At 58.5% G+C, this 16,504-nt stretch carries 13 protein-coding genes; 10 read left to right on the top strand and 3 right to left on the bottom strand.

From position 1 onward, the window contains the following. Positions 1 to 161: 161 nt before the first annotated feature. Positions 162 to 1,961 (bottom strand): cation:proton antiporter, encoded by a 1,800-nt coding sequence (locus TU84_RS06620; protein ID WP_048368171.1) that lies wholly within the window; start codon positions 1,959 to 1,961, stop codon positions 162 to 164. Between the two features lie 119 nt (positions 1,962 to 2,080). Here TU84_RS06620 and xerD point away from each other — a divergent pair, with 119 nt between their 5' ends. The 6 genes from xerD to TU84_RS06590 all read left to right on the top strand — a co-directional run bounded on the left by xerD (position 2,081) and on the right by TU84_RS06590 (position 9,657). Further along, a complete protein-coding gene (gene xerD, locus TU84_RS06615) occupies positions 2,081 to 2,977 on the top strand; it encodes a site-specific tyrosine recombinase XerD (RefSeq protein ID WP_048368170.1) in 897 nt (298 codons plus the stop codon). A 132-nt stretch (positions 2,978 to 3,109) separates the two neighbouring features. Then, positions 3,110 to 3,841 (top strand): thioredoxin fold domain-containing protein, encoded by a 732-nt coding sequence (locus TU84_RS06610; protein ID WP_048368169.1) that lies wholly within the window; start codon positions 3,110 to 3,112, stop codon positions 3,839 to 3,841. A gap of 136 nt (positions 3,842 to 3,977) precedes the next feature. Beyond that, positions 3,978 to 5,282 (top strand): homoserine dehydrogenase, encoded by a 1,305-nt coding sequence (locus tag TU84_RS06605; RefSeq protein ID WP_048368167.1) that lies wholly within the window; start codon positions 3,978 to 3,980, stop codon positions 5,280 to 5,282. A gap of 108 nt (positions 5,283 to 5,390) precedes the next feature. Beyond that, entirely contained in the window at positions 5,391 to 6,800 is a 1,410-nt protein-coding gene (thrC, locus tag TU84_RS06600) for a threonine synthase (protein ID WP_048368465.1), read from the top strand. 119 nt (positions 6,801 to 6,919) lie between these two features. Beyond that, positions 6,920 to 9,016 carry a transporter substrate-binding domain-containing protein gene (locus tag TU84_RS06595; protein WP_053225196.1) on the top strand — a complete coding sequence of 699 codons (2,097 nt, stop codon included), beginning with the start codon at positions 6,920 to 6,922 and terminating at the stop codon, positions 9,014 to 9,016. Positions 9,017 to 9,261: 245 nt separating this feature from the next. Continuing rightward, a complete protein-coding gene (locus tag TU84_RS06590; RefSeq protein ID WP_048368166.1) occupies positions 9,262 to 9,657 on the top strand; it encodes a response regulator in 396 nt (131 codons plus the stop codon). Between the two features lie 176 nt (positions 9,658 to 9,833). On the opposite strand, the gene TU84_RS06585 is transcribed toward TU84_RS06590, so the two are convergent. Both TU84_RS06585 and TU84_RS06580 read right to left on the bottom strand, forming a co-directional pair. Further along, the gene (locus tag TU84_RS06585; RefSeq protein ID WP_082148635.1) at positions 9,834 to 10,718 is read right to left on the bottom strand and encodes a TIGR02285 family protein; all 885 of its coding nucleotides are present in this window, start codon (positions 10,716 to 10,718) and stop codon (positions 9,834 to 9,836) included. A 40-nt stretch (positions 10,719 to 10,758) separates the two neighbouring features. Next, positions 10,759 to 11,958 (bottom strand): CaiB/BaiF CoA transferase family protein, encoded by a 1,200-nt coding sequence (locus TU84_RS06580; RefSeq protein ID WP_048368164.1) that lies wholly within the window; start codon positions 11,956 to 11,958, stop codon positions 10,759 to 10,761. A gap of 205 nt (positions 11,959 to 12,163) precedes the next feature. Between TU84_RS06580 and TU84_RS06575 the strand changes: the two genes are divergently transcribed. From TU84_RS06575 to TU84_RS06560, 4 genes are all read left to right on the top strand, one after another. Beyond that, a complete protein-coding gene (locus tag TU84_RS06575) occupies positions 12,164 to 12,706 on the top strand; it encodes a YaeQ family protein (protein WP_048368162.1) in 543 nt (180 codons plus the stop codon). Between the two features lie 40 nt (positions 12,707 to 12,746). Further along, a complete protein-coding gene (gene recJ, locus TU84_RS06570) occupies positions 12,747 to 14,456 on the top strand; it encodes a single-stranded-DNA-specific exonuclease RecJ (RefSeq protein ID WP_048368159.1) in 1,710 nt (569 codons plus the stop codon). A 131-nt stretch (positions 14,457 to 14,587) separates the two neighbouring features. Next, entirely contained in the window at positions 14,588 to 15,694 is a 1,107-nt protein-coding gene (locus tag TU84_RS06565; protein WP_048368157.1) for an NADH:flavin oxidoreductase/NADH oxidase, read from the top strand. Between the two features lie 41 nt (positions 15,695 to 15,735). Next, the gene (locus tag TU84_RS06560) at positions 15,736 to 16,458 is read left to right on the top strand and encodes a tellurite resistance TerB family protein (protein ID WP_048368155.1); all 723 of its coding nucleotides are present in this window, start codon (positions 15,736 to 15,738) and stop codon (positions 16,456 to 16,458) included. Positions 16,459 to 16,504 lie beyond the last annotated feature (46 nt).

Genomic DNA, 16,504 nt, shown 5'->3' with positions numbered 1-16,504 from the left:
TGCGAGGCTACGTCCGGTTGCGCAGCAGCCGTAAACCATGCTGCACGGTGTGCCAATTCAACCTTGCATTGAGCCTTTACGATCGCTTCGCAATCGGACGTAGCCTCGTAAAACTCGGCAACTGCTACGGGGGAGTTGGCTGCGCAGCAGCCGTAATCCATTCAGGCGTCCTGCCTGATCAACGCCAGCAACGTCCACCCTGCGCCCGGTTTCAATTCGCTTTCGGGCGTCACCACATGCACCCAGCCCGTGCTGTCACGGGCGAACAGCAGGGTGGCGCGTTTGCCGTGCAACGTCTGGTAATCCTCCCAGGTGAAGTTGTCGGTCAGGGTGGTGCTGTACATCTCGGCGCCCTGGCTCAGTTCGCTGGCCAATTGCCCGTAGGTCAACGCCGGATTGCCCAGCGCAAGCCCACGGTATTCATGGCTGGCGCGATGCTTGTCAGAGCGGCGGTGTTCCTGGCCGTTGGCCAGTGCAAACACCCGGCGCGGGCCAAACTCATGGGCGAAGCGCACCGCGGCCAAGGTGTTCAGTTCGCCAGACGCCGACAAGGCAAGTAAATGCCCAAGCCCGACCAGATCCAGATGTGTCTCGGCATGCTGTGAGGCCGGATTACCAAAGTAAGTGGGCAAGTTGTCCATGCGCGCAGCGCGGATGTTCTCCCAGTTGGAGTCGGTGAGTACCACGCGGCTGCCTTGCTGTTGCAGGGCCTTGCCGATGGCCCGGGCCGGGCCGTTGGCGCCGACGATCAAAAAACCGCTGGGAGGCGGTTCTGCGACCTTGAGCAGGCGCGCCAGCGGCCGTGCCGTTGCACTTTGCAGCACCACAGTGCCAATGATCACTGCAAAGGTTAGCGGCACCAGCAACAGCGCACCTTCATGCCCCGCCTCGTTGAGCCGGATCGCGAAAATCGCCGACACGGCCGCTGCGACAATCCCCCGCGGCGCGATCCAGGCCAACAACGCGCGTTCGCGCCAGTTCAGCTTTGAGCCCGCCGTAGACAGCAGCACGTTCAAAGGGCGGGCAACCAGCTGAATAATCAACAGCAAGACCAGTACCGCAGGCCCCAGACCGATCATGGCGTGCAAGTCCAGACGTGCGGCCAGCAGAATAAACAGGCCAGAAATCAGAAACACACTGAGGTTTTCTTTGAAGTGCAGGATGTTGCGCACATCGACGCCCTTCATGTTGGCCATCCACATGCCCATGAGCGTGACCGCCAGCAGCCCGGACTCGTGCATCACTTGGTTGGCCGCAATAAATACCCCCAGCACCCCGGCCAGCGTCGCCAGGCTTTGCAGGTATTCCGGCAGCCATTGCTTGCGCACGATCTGGCCCATGATCCAGCCGCCGATAATGCCAAACAGGCTGCCGCAGACGATGACCCCGGCAAACGTCAACAAGCTTTGGCTCAGGCCATTGTCACTGGCGCGGGCGATGATAAAGCTGTAAACCACCACGGCGAGCAGGGCGCCAATCGGGTCAATAACGATGCCTTCCCAGCGCAGGATGTTGGCAATCGACGCTTTGGGTCGCACCACCCGCAGCATCGGCACTATCACGGTCGGCCCGGTGACCAGGGTCAGGGTGCCGAACAGCAGGGCCAGCAGCCAGTCAAAGCCCAGCAGCCAATGGGTGGCCAAGGTGATCACGGCCCAGGTGGCGAGGGCGCCGATAGTCACCAAACGGTGTACCACGCTGCCGATCTCACGCCATTCGGACAGGTGCAAGGTCAGGCTGCCCTCAAACAAAATCAACGCCACTGCCAGCGAAACCAGCGGCATCAGCAGCGGGCCAAACAGCGCCTGCGGGTCGAGCCAGCCCAATACCGGGCCTACCAAAATACCGGTCAGCAGCAAAAACAGGATGGCCGGCAGCTTGAGCCGCCAGGCCAGCCACTGTGACGCCAGTGCGGCAAGGCCGATACCGCCGAAAGACAGCAAAATCTGTTGTTCGGTCATACGTAGTCCCGTAAAAACTGATGGTTTATCGCGCAGGCTGCCTATGAAAGACTAGCGGCCGCTTTTTCAATTCACATTTTATTTGTGCGCGGCTCACTGGCCGTGCTGTACGAGTGCCAATGCCTGCCATCGACAACCCGCTTATCGACCGCTTTCTGGATGCCTTATGGCTGGAAAAAGGCCTATCGGACAACACCCGCGATGCATATCGCAGCGACCTGGCGCTGTTCAATGGCTGGTTGCAGGAACGCGGTATCGAGTTGATCGATGCCGGGCGCGAGTTGATCCTTGATCATCTGGCCTGGCGCCTCGACCAGGCATACAAGCCGCGCTCGACTGCACGCTTTTTGTCCGGTGCACGGGGTTTCTATCGCTATCTCTTACGTGAAAAGCTTATAGCCGTTGACCCGACCTTGCAGGTCGATATGCCGCAGTTAGGCCGGCCTTTGCCCAAGTCACTGTCAGAAGCAGACGTAGAAGCCTTACTCGCCGCGCCAGACCTGAGTGAAGCCATCGGCCAGCGTGACCGCGCCATGCTTGAAGTCCTGTATGCCTGCGGGTTGCGAGTAACCGAGCTGGTCAGCCTGACCCTGGAGCAAGTGAACCTGCGCCAGGGCGTGCTGCGGGTGATGGGCAAGGGCAGCAAGGAGCGGCTGGTGCCGATGGGTGAGGAGGCGATTGTCTGGGTTGAGCGCTACCTGCGCGACGGCCGTGCCGAGTTGTTGAATGGCCGCCCCAGCGATGTGCTGTTCCCCAGCCTGCGCGGTGAGCAAATGACGCGCCAGACCTTCTGGCACCGCATCAAGCATCAGGCCATGGTGGCCGGAATCGAAAAATCGCTGTCTCCGCACACGTTGCGGCACGCCTTTGCCACCCATTTGCTCAACCATGGCGCCGATTTGCGCGTGGTGCAGATGCTGTTGGGGCACAGCGACCTGTCCACCACGCAGATTTACACCCACGTAGCCCGCGCCCGCTTGCAAGATCTGCACGCCCAGCACCATCCGCGAGGCTAGCTGGACGTCAGTTGATCGTCGGCCCGGCAAGCCATCTGTGGTAGGCTTTGCCGGTTTCGAAAGCGAGCCGCCAAAACCCGTTTTTACACCGTGGTATCAGGCTTGGCCGTTTGTCCGCCTTCAGGAGTTCCCATGCGCGTGACCCAGATTTTCGCCGCCGCAGCCATTGCGTTGGTCAGTACGTTTTCTTTCGCCGATACCGGCGCCGAACAAGCCATTCGCAAAAGCCTTGATACGCTGCAACTGGATGTTCCGATCGAGAGCATCAGCGCAAGCCCGATGGCGGGCCTGTATGAAGTCAAGCTCAAGGGCAGCCGCGTGCTGTATGCCAGCGCTGATGGCCAGTTCATCGTGCAGGGCTACATGTTCCAGCTCAAGGACGGCAAGCCGGTCAACCTCACCGAAAAGGCTGAGCGTGATGGCGTTGCCAAACTGATCAATGGTATTCCGGTGGCCGAAACCGTCGTTTACCCTGCGGTCGGTGAAACCAAGTCGCATATCACCGTCTTCACCGACACCACCTGCCCGTATTGCCATAAATTGCACGCCGAAATCCCCGAACTGAACAAAATGGGGATTGAAGTGCGCTATGTTGCGTTCCCGCGCCAGGGCCTGGGCTCGCCGGGTGATCAACAGCTGCAGGCGGTCTGGTGTTCCACGGACAAGAAAAGCGCCATGGACAAGATGACCGACGGCAAAACCGTCAACGCGCCGAAATGCGCCAACCCGGTTGCCAAGCAATTTGCCTTGGGGCAGTCCATCGGGGTCAACGGCACACCGGCCATCGTACTTGCCGATGGCCAGGTAATTCCGGGTTATCAGCCTGCTGCGCAGGTTGGCAAGCTGGCACTCAGTGTTAAATAATCCTGCGTCGTTACGCTAAGCCGGTAACGATCATGGCCGGGCACTTCAGCTGCCCGGCTATTAATAGAGAACCGTGGCAGTCCACGGTTGTTTTCCACGGCCGACCTTGAGTCGGCCGTTTTATGGGGAGTTCAGCGTGAATCCGGTCAAAGTAGGTATCTGTGGGCTCGGGACCGTCGGTGGCGGTACCTTTAACGTACTAAAGCGTAACGCCGAGGAGATTGCCCGCCGTGCCGGGCGTGGCATCCAGGTTGCGCAAATTGCTCTGCGTACGCCAAACCCTCAGTGCGACATTACCGGTACCCCCATTACCAACGATGTTTTCGCTGTTGCCACCAACCCTGAAATTGACATCGTTATCGAGCTGATTGGTGGTTACACCATCGCCCGTGAACTGGTGCTCAAAGCCATTGAAAACGGCAAGCACGTGGTCACCGCCAACAAGGCGTTGATTGCTGTGCACGGTAACGAGATTTTCGCCAAGGCTCAGGAAAAGGGCGTTATCGTCGCGTTCGAAGCAGCGGTTGCCGGTGGTATTCCGGTGATCAAGGCGATTCGTGAAGGCTTGTCGGCCAACCGCATCAACTGGGTGGCGGGCATCATCAACGGTACCGGTAACTTCATCCTCACCGAAATGCGCGAAAAGGGCCGTACGTTTGAAGACGTGCTGGCCGAAGCGCAAACGTTGGGCTATGCCGAAGCAGACCCGACGTTCGACGTTGAAGGTATAGATGCGGCGCACAAACTGACGATTCTGGCGTCGATTGCCTTCGGCATTCCGCTGCAATTCGATAAAGCCTACACCGAAGGCATCACCAAGCTGACCACAGCTGACGTGAACTACGCAGAAGCCCTGGGCTACCGCATCAAGCATCTGGGCGTTGCGCGCAGCACGGCCAGCGGCATCGAACTGCGGGTTCACCCGACCCTGATCCCGGCTGATCGCCTGATCGCCAACGTCAATGGCGTGATGAACGCGGTGATGGTCAATGGTGACGCGGCAGGTTCGACCCTGTTCTACGGCGCTGGCGCCGGAATGGAACCGACCGCCTCCTCAGTGGTGGCTGACCTGGTTGACGTGGTGCGCGCCATGACCTCCGACCCGGAGAACCGCGTGCCGCACCTGGCCTTCCAGCCGGACGCGTTGTCTGCTCATCCGATCCTGCCGATCGAAGCGTGTGAGAGTGCTTACTACCTGCGCATTCAGGCCAAAGACCATCCGGGCGTCCTGGCTCAAGTGGCCAGCATCTTGTCGGAGCGCGGTATCAATATCGAATCGATCATGCAGAAAGAAGCCGAAGAGCATGACGGTCTGGTGCCAATGATTTTGCTGACTCACCGTGTTATCGAGCAGCACATCAACGACGCCATCACTGCGCTTGAAGCGTTGCAAGGTGTTGTAGGTCCGGTCGTTCGCATCCGCGTAGAAAGTCTCAATTAATTGAGAGCGGCAAGTTTCAAGCTACAAGCTGCAAGCTAAAGGCAACTCTGCTTTTACTTGCAGCTGGGGGCTAAACCGCTTGCCGCTCAAGCCGAAGGTTTGAAAAAAATGCGCTATATCAGCACCCGTGGCCAGGCACCGGCCCTGAATTTTGAAGATGTCCTGTTGGCCGGTCTGGCCAGCGATGGCGGCCTGTACGTGCCGGAGAACCTGCCGCGCTTTACTCAGGAAGAAATCGCTTCCTGGGCAGGCCTGCCGTACCACGAGTTGGCATTCCGGGTGATGCGCCCGTTTGTCACCGGCAGCATTCCTGATGCCGATTTCAAAAAGATTCTGCAAGAAACCTACGGCGCCTTTGCTCACAGCGCAGTTGCACCGCTGCGTCAGCTCAATGGCAACGAGTGGGTACTTGAGCTGTTCCACGGCCCTACGCTGGCGTTCAAGGACTTTGCCCTGCAATTGCTGGGGCGTTTGCTGGATTACGTGCTGGCCAAGCGTGGCGAGCGCGTGGTCATTGTTGGCGCAACGTCGGGCGATACCGGCTCGGCGGCCATCGAAGGCTGCAAACACTGCGAGAACGTGGATATTTTCATCCTGCACCCGAACAACCGGGTGTCGGAAGTACAGCGTCGTCAAATGACTACCCTGTTTGGCGACAACATCCACAACCTCGCCATCGAAGGCAACTTCGATGACTGCCAGGAAATGGTCAAGGCCAGTTTTGCTGACCAGGGCTTCCTCAAGGGCACGCGCCTGGTGGCCGTGAACTCGATCAACTGGGCACGCATCATGGCCCAGATCGTTTACTACTTCCACGCAGCCCTGCAACTGGGCGGCCCGCACCGTTCAGTGTCGTTCTCGGTGCCGACCGGTAACTTTGGCGATATTTTCGCCGGCTACCTGGCGCACAACATGGGCTTGCCGATCAATCAGTTGATCGTTGCCACCAACCGCAACGACATCCTGCACCGCTTCATGAGCGGCAACCAGTACGCCAAAGAGACCCTGCACGCGACTCTGTCGCCGTCCATGGACATCATGGTGTCGTCGAACTTCGAACGCCTGCTGTTCGACCTGCATGGCCGCAATGGCGCCGCGGTTGCGGGCCTGATGGACGCGTTCAAGCAAACCGGCACCTTCAGCGTGGAAGACGATCGCTGGACTGAAGCTCGCCGTCTGTTCGACTCGTTGGCGGTCAACGACGAGCAAACCTGCGAAACCATCGCTCAGGTGTTCGCTGAAACCGGCGAAGTACTCGACCCGCACACGGCCATTGGCGTGAAGGCGGCCCGTGAGTGCCGTCGTAGCCTGGATATCCCGATGGTTATTCTTGGGACAGCGCATCCGGTCAAGTTCCCCGAGGCTGTTGAGAAAGCGGGTGTAGGAAGAGCTCTGGAGCTTCCTGCTCACCTTTCCGACTTGTTTGAGCGAGAAGAGCGTTACACCGTTTTGGCCAATGACCTTAAAGCCGTACAGGCCTTTGTCAGCCAGCATGGCAACCGTGGGAAAGCCCTTTAAAGGTCTTTTTCTTACGTACTTTTAAGCCCGTCATCTGACGGGCTTTTTTGTGGGTGCGTGGCAAACTTGCTCGGTTTTCGCCTCCGTATGCTGGCGAGTAGCCGGTCAAGGAGGCTGTCATGTCACGTTTTGCCCACGTGCTGAAATCATGGATGTTGCGGGTACTCTGCATCGCGCTGGTGAGCGTCACTACCAGCACCCAGGCAGCCCAAGGCTTGCCGTTCCGGCTGCCGAAAAGCTTTATCGACCTCAAGCCGCTGGTGCTTGATTACGAGCAACAGCACTGGCTGGAGGAGCGCGGTCGGCTACGCGTGGGCATATCCATTGGCGATTACGCCCCCATGGATATCGCCAACGAGCGCAACCGTTATCAGGGCATCAGTGCCGATTACCTCAGCCTGGTGCGAGACAAGCTGGGGGTCACGGTTGAAGTGTTGGGGTTCAGCAAGCGTGACCAGGCAGTGGCAGCGCTGCTCTCGGGCAAAATCGACATTCTGACCAGCGCCACCGGCTACGAGCGCGGTATTGAAGGCCTGCTGTTCTCAAATGAATACATGACCGATCGCTCAGTGATGGTGGGCAAAGAAGCAGCAGCGCCCGACGGGAACTGGGCAGGCAAAAAAATCGGCTTTCTCGACGGCGAGGTCGATGCACACGTTGCCGATGCGTTCTACCCCGACAGCGAGATCATCCTCACCCCCACCTTGCACAGTGCGCTGGAAGCGCTCAATGAAGGCGACATTGATGCGCTGGTTGCCCATGAAATCATTGTCCGGGGCTTCAAGACGCTGCGGTCTTACTCCAGCTTGCGTGTTTTGGGGCAGAGCGCTTTGCCTGAGTCAGGTTTTGCCTTTGCCGTGCGCCGCGGTGATTCGCAGTTGCAGGCCTTGATTGATCGCGCATTGAACAGCCTGGATGACGAAATGGGCCATGTGATCCTTTCGCGCTGGCACGCAGGGCATCTGGGCGCTATTGGCCAGCAGCACATACAGCTGCTGCCTCGCGAGCACGCCTGGATCAAGCAAAATCCGGTGGTCATGGTCGCCTCTCAGCAATACCCGCCGTATGTCTTTAAAAACGGTGAGCAGCGCTGGGAGGGCTTGAACGCGGATATTCTGGCGCGTATTTCCCATATGACCGGGTTGCAGTTTGTCCATCAAGAAAGCGCCTCAACAGCGCAAACCCTGGAAATGCTCAAAAGCGGCAAGGCGCAGATGAATACCACCCTGGCCAAGAATGCCGAGCGTCAGGCTTATCTTAATTTCACCTATTCCTATGGCGGCGCTCCCTGGGTCTTCGTCGTGCGTAACAATGACTTTCGCCTGAGTTCTCTGGATCAACTCGCGGGCAAAGTCTTGGCGCTGCCGGCCCGGCATGCGCTGGAATCAATGATTCGGCGCAACTACCCCGACATCATCCTGCGCAGTGTCGAGAACTATGCGCAGGCACGTGATCTGGTTGAGCAAGGCGAAGCGCTGGCCACGATCCAGAATGAAACACAGGCGTATCTGCACCCGGCCAGACACTTGAAAGTAGGCCGAAGTGTCGATGGTCGCTGGGCCTCCGATAACTTTTCGGTTGCGGATCAGTTCCCGGAACTGCTCGACATACTGAACAAGGGTTTAGAGGCCATCCCCATGACTGATATGCAGGCACTGCGGCACAAGTGGTTGCATGACCTCAAGAAAATGCCGGTCGAACCGCAGGTGTCGATATTACCGTTGTTGTACGGGGGGCTTGCAGGCGCTATTGGCCTGGGGGGAGTCCTGGTGATGTGGAACCGACGCCTGGTAAACCAGTTGCGCATTGCACGCTTGGCCGAGAGCGCTTTAAGCGCCCGCCTGGGGTTTGGGCAACGCTTCTTTGATGCGATCCCCTGTCCGATTTTTGTGAAGGGGCTTGAAGGACAAGTCATCACCTGTAACCGCACTTACGAAGACTTTTTTTCGACCCGGCTAGAACTGATTCACGGGCGGCGCATGACGGAAGTGCCGTTTTTATCCGTTGAAATCGCAGAGCAGTTTCATGCTGAATTGATGTCGGTGCTTCGTAACCGCAAGCCTTTTTATCAAAAGCGCAGCCAGGCCTTCAAAACGGCCGGTGGTGAGGTGTGTTGCTGGGTTGTGCCTTTTTACTCGGGCTCAGGTCATTTGGAAGGCGTGGTGGGAGGCTGGTTTGACCTGTCCAAGACGCCAAAAATGGGGGTGAACGGTTAGCCACCGCAGAAGCGATCTTGTCTAGCGGTCTTTTGGCCCGGCTTGCATCGCTGGTCAATAACTCGCGGTTAGCCCACTCTCATGCCCCTTGATGGACAGGTATCAGGGTTAAAGGCGGCATCAATTAGTTTTGTTTTTATGAATTGGCCTACATCGATTTAGGATTTGTCTTATGTCGATTCTTAGGCAATCGCACTAAAGTCGGTCCCCTTGCCAATAGTGCGCGAACTCTTCCAAGGCCCTTTATGCGCTCAATGAAAGTTCTGATTCTTGAAGACAATCCATTTCAACTCATGGTGCTACACCAAATGTTGAACGCCTTTCGCATTTTTGACGTGCTGGCTGCCGAGAGTGTCGAGTCTGCCCGTTGCTCATTGGCCAAATGCGAGGGCATTGACCTGGCTATTTGTGATTTGCATCTGGAAGGGTTGTCCGGGATTGAGTTGATTCGTGAGTTGGCGACCAAGCGCGAAGCCCAGGCGCTGATTATTCTCAGTTGCGCCGCGCCACACGTAGTTGAAAGCGCAGTACGTACGGCCCGCGAGGAAGGTTTGGAGGTGTTGGGGTATTTGCCCAAACCCGTGACCGTTAACGGCCTCGGACGCTTGCTGGATGCTTATGGCGCACGGGCTGGCGCATGAAGTGAAAATTGATCCCGCGTATCGGGAACCTTTGTAGCGTTAGCTGTGTCAGATTTTTCATCAGCAAGATCAAGTCTTTTGCTCCGAGACTTGTAGCTTGCTGAGCAGGTCATCATGACCTTGTTAAACCCCGAGTTGTCTCCCCACTGCTCGGGGTTTTTTTTGTGCTTTTTTTGTCAGGGCACCGTCGGTTCTTGCACCGGGAGCGGGGCTGAGGCACGGCCATCATCGGCTTGGTCGGCCTGTATCCAAAAGGTCTGCGCAGACGCAATTGAATCCCGGGGCAGATGTCCCAGTACCGTATTGATGTCGGCAATGGCTTTTTGCCCTTGCGGAGTTTTTGTGCACCCTGCGTAGATGGTTTGGTAGGCCGGGGCACCCTGGATCGGGTAAAAAGCCAGCGCCTTGGATGAAAGGCCATATTGCTTGGCCTTTGACTGAATCTCTGGCCAATAGCCCAGCAGCGTCGGCAGGCGTCCGGCGTGTTGCATTTGCAACAGGCTGCCTATCGCATCGTTGCCGTAATGGATAAAAAGTGGATCCCTCGGGCTTTTTGACAATTGATCGTCAATCCAGACCCCGTAACTGCGTTTGGCCACCAGACCGAGCTTGACGGACTGAGCGCTCAGCAGGGCAGGCAAGTCGACGGCCTGGTCATGCACAAACGGCGCGATCAGTTGTTCATCCGTACGGCGAATGGCCAGCCCGTTACTGCGTAAACCGAAAATCGGGCTTGAATAGACAATGTGCAGGGCACGGCTCTGATTCCACACCAGCATTGGATCGCAGGCCAGCTCTTGCCCTTCTAGCATTTGCAGGGAACGAGCCCGATTGACCCGCTGGATGACATGCTCATACTGCGGCATGTTGGCGATCAGCACCGGTAGCAAGCGATCGATGATGCCTTGGTCCTTGTTCGGGCCATCGTGCACTGCCATTGGTGGCAGGTCGCGCACCAGCCAAATGAGTTTTTCGGCCGCCAGCGCGCCGGGCGTGCAAAAAAACATCGCTGAGGTTATCAACCCCGCGCAGATGCCTCGCCATTTCCAGCGCTTGGTCATTGGGCCTGTCTCCTTGGCGGTCCTTAAAACGGCTTAACGGTTAAATCGCGCCTGCCTGTTTCAATTTAACGATGGCGCTGGCGTCGTAGCCCAAATCAGCCAAGACCTCCTGATTATGAGCGCCCAGCTCCGGTCCTACCCACTCGGCTGACCCCGGCGTGTCAGAAAGACGAGGCACGATGCCTGGCATTTTGAACGCTTTGCCGTCAGGGAGTTTGGCCTGCAAGAACATTTCGCGGGCCAAAAATTGCGGGTCAGTAAACATGTCTTCGGCCGAGAAGATGCGGCTGGCGGGGACTTCTGCCGTGTTCAGGTGTTCAAGCACGGTTTGCAGCGGCAGCGAGGCGACCCAGCGGTCAATCACGCCGTACAGCTCGTCACGGCGGGCATCCCGGCCATCGTTGCTGGCCAGTTGCGGATCGTTCGCCAGGTCTTCGCGGCCAATAATCAGCATGAAGCGTTTGAAAATGGCGTCGCCATTGGCGCCAATCTGTACGTGCTTGCCGTCCTTGCTGGTATGAATCGAGGAGGGCGTGATGCCCGGCATGATATTGCCGGTGCGCTCGCGAATAAAGCCGAACACATCGAACTCCGGCACCATGCTTTCCATCATGGCGAAAATGGCTTCGTACAGCGCCACATCCACCACTTGGCCCAGGCCGCCATTCACTTCGCGATGACGCAATGCCATCAAGGCGCCAATGACGCCCCACAGCGCGGCAATCGAGTCGCCAATCGAAATGCCGGTGCGCACGGGCGGGCGATCTTCAAAACCAGTGATGTAGCGCAATCCGCCCATGGACTCACCCACTGCGCCAAAACCGGGCTGGTCTTTCATCGGCCCGGTCTGGCCAAAGCCCGACAAACGCACCATCACCAGTTTGGGGTTCAAGGCGTGCAGCACGTCCCAGCCCAAACCCAGTTTTTCCAGGACCCCGGGGCGGAAGTTCTCGATCAGGATGTCGGCCTCGGTCAACAGCTCCTTGAGGATGTTCAGGCCATCGGGGTGCTTGAGGTTCAGCGTCAGGGATTTTTTGTTGCGCGCCTGGACGAACCACCACAGCGACGTACCTTCATACAGCTTGCGCCATTTACGCAGGGGATCGCCGCCATCGGGTGATTCCACCTTGATCACATCGGCGCCAAATTCGGCACAAATTCGCGAGGCAAAAGGACCGGCGATCAGGGTACCCAGTTCGATAACCTTGAGGCCCGAAAGGGGTTTGGTGGCGAGCGACATGCGGAGTCCTTATGCAGAGCGAACGAGAACAGCGTTTTAACATAGGTAGCGGCCCCACGTCCTGTGGGAGCGGGCTTGCCCGCGATAACATCATCGCGGTGATTCAGATAGACGGCGTTGTTTGCATCGCGAGCAAGCCCGCTCCCACAGAACTTGGGCGGATCGGTTAGACTTGCCGTCTTTCTCCGTATCAAGAAGCCCGTTCATGGCCCAGCCGTCCACGACCTACAAGTTCGAACTCAACCTCACCGATCTCGATCGTGGGGTCTATGAAACCGTCAAGCAGACCATCGCCCGTCACCCTTCGGAAACTGAAGAGCGCATGGCGGTGCGCCTTCTGGCTTACGCCCTTTGGTACAACGAGCATCTGTCGTTTGGCCGAGGCCTTTCAGATGTAGACGAACCAGCGCTGTGGGAAAAAAGCCTGGATGACCGTGTTCTGCACTGGATCGAAGTCGGCCAGCCCGATGCCGACCGTCTGACCTGGTGCTCGCGTCGTACCGAACGCACCAGTTTGCTGGCCTATGGCAGCTTGCGCGTCTGGGAAGGCAAGGTCATCCCGGCGATCAAAAACCTGAAAAACGTCAACATCGCTGCCGTTCCGCAAGAGATTCTGGAAGTGCTGGCCAAAGACATGCCACGCGTTATCAAGTGGGACGTGATGATCAGTGAAGGCACCGTGTTCGTGACCGACGACCGTGGCCAGCACGAAGTTCAGTTGCAGTGGCTGCAAGGCGAACGCGGTTAACTCACTCGGTTCAACACTTTAAGAGAACGTCCCCCCGGTTATGCGCATCGAACCCCGTCCACTGCCCGAAACCCTGCCTTTCTTGGGCGAAATGCCGACCCTGCTCACGCGTTTGTACGCCGCGCGGGGGGTGCAATCACAAGCTGAACTGGACAAGAGCCTGGCGCGGTTGATCCCGTACCAGCAGCTCAAGGGCATCGACGCTGCGGTGGACTTGCTGGTGGTGGCGCTTGAACAGCGCCAGCGCATCTTGATCGTCGGTGACTTTGACGCCGACGGTGCCACCGCCAGTACCGTGGGCATGCTCGGTTTGCGTCTGCTGGGCGCCGCCCATGTCGACTACCTGGTGCCCAACCGGTTTGAGTACGGCTACGGTCTGACGCCAGAAATCGTCGAAGTGGCGCTGACCCGTTCACCGCAATTGCTGATCACCGTGGACAACGGGATCTCCAGCGTCGAAGGCGTGGCCGCGGCGAAAAAAGCCGGGCTGAGCGTGCTGGTCACCGACCACCACTTGCCGGGCAACGAACTGCCGGCGGCCGATGCCATCGTCAACCCTAACCAGCCGGGTTGCGAGTTCCCCAGCAAGGCGCTGGCCGGGGTAGGGGTGATCTTTTACGTACTGATTGCCTTGCGTGCACGCTTGAACAGCTTGGGTTGGTATCAAACAGTCAAAGCGCCCAACATCGCCGAATTGCTCGATTTGGTGGCGTTGGGCAGCGTGGCCGACGTGGTGCCGCTGGACGCCAACAACCGCATCCTGGTGCATCAGGGGCTTGAGCGAATTCGCGCCGGGCGTGCGCGGCCAGGGCTTAAGGCAATCCTGGAAGTGGCCAAGCGCGATCATTCGAAGATTACCTCTACCGACCTGGGCTTTATTCTCGGGCCACGCCTGAACGCGGCCGGGCGCCTGGACGACATGAGCCTGGGCATCGAGTGCCTGCTCACCGACGACCCCAACGCGGCGCGTGATATGGCCGCCCAGCTCGACGAAATGAACCAGGACCGCAAATCCATTGAGCAAGGTATGCAGCGTGAAGCGCTGGCCCAGCTCAAGGAATTGACGCTGGACAGCATGCCGTTTGGCTTGTGCCTGTTCGACCCGGAGTGGCACCAAGGGGTGATCGGGATTCTGGCCTCGCGCCTCAAAGAGCGCTATTTCCGCCCGACTTTTGCCTTTGCCGATGCTGGTGACGGCATGCTCAAGGGCTCGGGGCGTTCGGTGCCGGGCTTTCATATTCGTGATGCGCTCAGCGTGGTCGCGGCGCAGCACCCGGAGTTGATCAGCAAATACGGCGGTCACGCCATGGCAGCGGGTCTGACATTGCCTGAAGCCAACTTCCCACTGTTTGCTCAAGCATTTGACGAAGAGGTCCGACGTCAACTGCGTGAGGAAGACCTGACCGGTCGGCTGCTGTCTGATGGCAGTTTGGCGATTGAAGAATTCCACCTTGAACTGGCGCGCGCCTTACGCCATGCCGGGCCGTGGGGGCAGCACTTCCCTGAGCCGCTGTTTCACGGTGTGTTTCAGTTGGTCGAGCAGCGCATTGTTGGCGAGCGGCATTTGAAAGTCGTGCTCAAGACCGAGTGCGGCAGCGTCAAACTGGACGGCATTGCCTTTGGTGTAGACCGCGAAGTGTGGCCCAACCCGACCATTCGCTGGGTCGAACTGGCCTACAAACTCGACCTCAACGAGTTTCGCGGTAACGAAACCGTGCAACTGATGATCGCCCACATCGAACCGCGCTAACGCCTGCCCCCTTTTGGCTGACCAATAACGCTGCAGGAGCTGCACGCTCATTTGAACCCCACCTCTTCCAGTGTTGTCGACTAGTCTCTAAGGAGTGCCTGGAGCCTACCCACTGGAATGAGAGGTGACCCATGAGTCTGCTGCTCGAACCCTACACCCTGCGCCAACTGACCTTGAATAACCGCATTGCGGTCTCGCCAATGTGCCAATACTCCAGCGTTGATGGGCTGGCCAATGACTGGCATTTAGTTCACTTGGGCAGCCGGGCCGTTGGCGGTGCCGGTCTGATTTTTACCGAGGCCACCGCGGTGACCCCCGATGGCCGGATCACCGCTCAAGACCTTGGGCTGTGGAGCGACGAACACATCGAACCGCTGCAACGCATCACCCGCTTTATCCGCGCCCAGGGCGCCGTGGCGGGGATTCAACTGGCGCATGCCGGGCGCAAGGCCAGCACGCATCGCCCTTGGCTGGGCAAACATGGCAGCGTCAAAGTGGACGAGGGCGGCTGGGTGCCGGTCGGGCCATCACCCATTGCCTTTGATCCCAATCACACGGCGCCCAAACAACTGGATACAGAACAGATCCAGGGCGTTGTTCAAGCCTTTATCGATGCCGCCAAACGATCGCTCGAAGCCGGTTTCTCGGTGGTGGAGGTTCACGCTGCCCACGGTTACTTGCTGCATCAATTTTTGTCGCCGCTGAGCAACCAGCGCCTCGACGAGTACGGCGGTTCATTCGAGAATCGCATCCGCCTGGTGCTGCAAGTGACCGAAGCGGTGCGCGAAGTGTGGCCTAAAGAACTGCCGGTCTTTGTCCGCGTCTCGGCCACCGATTGGGTCGAAGATGGCTGGAACCCTGACGAAACGGTTGAACTGGCGCGGCGCCTGAAAGCGCTGGGGGTTGATCTGATTGACGTGTCGTCGGGTGGTACGGCGGCCTCGGCAGAAATTCCGGTGGGGCCGGGTTACCAGACCCGATTCGCCGAGCGCGTGCGCAAAGAGGCGGCCATCGCCACGGGCACGGTGGGGATGATCACCGAACCCGCGCAGGCCGAACATATTTTGCGCACCGGTCAGGCGGACTTGATTCTACTGGCCCGTGAACTCTTGCGTGACCCGTACTGGCCGCTGCATGCCGATGATGATCTGGGCGGCAGAAAAGCGATCTGGCCCGCGCAGTACCAGCGTGCGACCCATCGCGATCAGCCGATTCATGAATCGGACCTGCGCGACTGAAACCCGACCTGTCACCTGAACCCGTTACGAGGAGGTTGCTGATGAACACCCGTGGATTGCTCGATCAACTGCTGAAGTCTGGCCAGGAACTGCTGGAGAAAAAGACCGGTGCGTCAAACAACGCTTCTGGCGCCAGTGCCAATAAAGGGGGATTGGGCAATGTGCTGGGTGCGGGCGGGCTCGGCGGCCTGCTCTCGGGGGCAGGGGGTGGGGCGATGGCGGCCAGTGTCCTGGGCCTGTTAATGGGCAGTAAGCGCGGCCGCAAGTTCGGCGGCCAGGCCTTGACCTATGGGGGGTTGGCGGCCTTGGGCGTACTGGCCTACAAAGCCTACGGCAACTGGCAGGCCAGCCAAGGCACTGCCCCTGAACACCCGCCGCAAACCATTGATCGTGTCGAGCCGGTGCAGGTTGAGGAACACAGTCAGGCGATTCTCAAAGCCCTGGTCGCGGCGGCCAAGGCGGATGGTCACATTGACGATCGCGAGCGGAAAATGATCGAGGGCGAGTTGAGCAAGCTCAAGCACGATCCGCAACTGCAGCAATGGCTGCAACTTGAACTGAACAAACCGCTGGACCCGGCCGAAGTCGCCAGCGCGGCCACCACCCCGGAAATCGGCGCAGAAATGTACATTGCCAGCCTCATCCTGGTGGATGAAGAGGCATTCGGTGAGCGGGCTTATCTGGATGAACTGGCCAAGCATCTCAAGCTTGATCCGGGGCTAAAAGCTGAGCTGGAAGCGCAGGTTAAACAGGCTCAGGTTTAACTGCCCTTGTAGGAGCGAGCTTGTCTCGCGATCTTTTAAACGTCGA

The sequence above is a fragment of the Pseudomonas helleri genome, from assembly GCF_001043025.1.
GTDB lineage: Bacteria > Pseudomonadota > Gammaproteobacteria > Pseudomonadales > Pseudomonadaceae > Aquipseudomonas > Aquipseudomonas helleri.
This window is presented reverse-complemented; position numbering and strand designations above follow the sequence as displayed.

Excerpts from the sequence above, each read along its gene's own strand:
- TU84_RS06620 (WP_048368171.1), bottom strand. The coding sequence starts at position 1,961 with ATGACCGAACAACAGATTTTGCTGTCTTTCGGCGGTATCGGCCTTGCC.
- xerD (WP_048368170.1), top strand. The coding sequence starts at position 2,081 with ATGCCTGCCATCGACAACCCGCTTATCGACCGCTTTCTGGATGCCTTA.
- TU84_RS06610 (WP_048368169.1), top strand. The coding sequence starts at position 3,110 with ATGCGCGTGACCCAGATTTTCGCCGCCGCAGCCATTGCGTTGGTCAGT.
- thrC (WP_048368465.1), top strand. The coding sequence starts at position 5,391 with ATGCGCTATATCAGCACCCGTGGCCAGGCACCGGCCCTGAATTTTGAA.
- TU84_RS06595 (WP_053225196.1), top strand. The coding sequence starts at position 6,920 with ATGTCACGTTTTGCCCACGTGCTGAAATCATGGATGTTGCGGGTACTC.
- TU84_RS06590 (WP_048368166.1), top strand. The coding sequence starts at position 9,262 with ATGCGCTCAATGAAAGTTCTGATTCTTGAAGACAATCCATTTCAACTC.
- TU84_RS06585 (WP_082148635.1), bottom strand. The coding sequence starts at position 10,718 with ATGACCAAGCGCTGGAAATGGCGAGGCATCTGCGCGGGGTTGATAACC.
- TU84_RS06580 (WP_048368164.1), bottom strand. The coding sequence starts at position 11,958 with ATGTCGCTCGCCACCAAACCCCTTTCGGGCCTCAAGGTTATCGAACTG.
- TU84_RS06575 (WP_048368162.1), top strand. The coding sequence starts at position 12,164 with ATGGCCCAGCCGTCCACGACCTACAAGTTCGAACTCAACCTCACCGAT.
- recJ (WP_048368159.1), top strand. The coding sequence starts at position 12,747 with ATGCGCATCGAACCCCGTCCACTGCCCGAAACCCTGCCTTTCTTGGGC.
- TU84_RS06565 (WP_048368157.1), top strand. The coding sequence starts at position 14,588 with ATGAGTCTGCTGCTCGAACCCTACACCCTGCGCCAACTGACCTTGAAT.
- TU84_RS06560 (WP_048368155.1), top strand. The coding sequence starts at position 15,736 with ATGAACACCCGTGGATTGCTCGATCAACTGCTGAAGTCTGGCCAGGAA.